This window comes from Halalkalibacterium halodurans, from assembly GCF_004376175.1.
Taxonomy (GTDB): domain Bacteria; phylum Bacillota; class Bacilli; order Bacillales; family Bacillaceae_D; genus Halalkalibacterium; species Halalkalibacterium halodurans.
The window spans coordinates 1-712 of the sequence record NZ_SNUY01000169.1; the positions used below are offsets into that span (position 1 = coordinate 1).

The following is a 712-nucleotide window of genomic DNA, read 5'->3' on the forward strand; positions in this document are numbered from 1 at the left end:
TGGGTCCAACAGGAAGTGTATTGAATTTTTGGGGTGTTAGCAAGTGGCTTTTTTTATGCAGGCCCCCCGCGGGGGGCCTGCATAAAAGGAATGCCATAACCTACATTTTTATTCTGCCATAAACACTCATAAAAGCCACCTTTATAATGGTCAATCTTCTTTCGAACTTCTTTTTGGTTTTGGTCTATGTGTCGATGGAATTTCAAGGACATTCTCTAATTTGAATTGAAGAATCATTTCCTTTTTTATAATTGTTTGTAATGTTCGCTCTACCCCTCTGTTCAAATCAATTAAATCCTCAATATTGCAAGCTAATTGGATACCTTTTTGGATTTTTTCCCCTTCTGCATTAATAATGTGTGATAACCCTATTTCCTCCAAAGCAATAGATGCGAGTAAAAGATTTATCATGTCCTCACGATCTAGATCAATATTGGGTTTTATATCTGGAATGTTAGGCATTGACATAAGTATTACCTCCTTTTGTTATTTATATGTTCAAGTAAATATATGTAACGGTTAGCTTGTATTACAACCAGATTTTATCAAAATATCTTATGATTAATAGGTATTATAATAAAAGGATGTCTCTTCACCACTTTCTGTGGTACACGCACAATTCCAGAAATAAAGTTAGCGAGATTAGATACTAATCTAGTCGAACTCCTTCATCTGCTTAGGCACCATTCAGTTGGTAGGTTGAAAGCGGTCA

1 protein-coding gene is annotated in these 712 nt (G+C 35.4%); it reads right to left on the bottom strand.

Annotation, left to right across the window (positions count from 1 at the left end; genetic code table 11):
• Positions 1–150: 150 nt before the first annotated feature.
• Positions 151–468, bottom strand: a complete 318-nt coding sequence (locus tag E2L07_RS20650) for an alpha-helical endospore appendage domain-containing protein (protein ID WP_134230541.1) — start codon at positions 466–468, stop codon at positions 151–153.
• Positions 469–712: the final 244 nt, after the last annotated feature.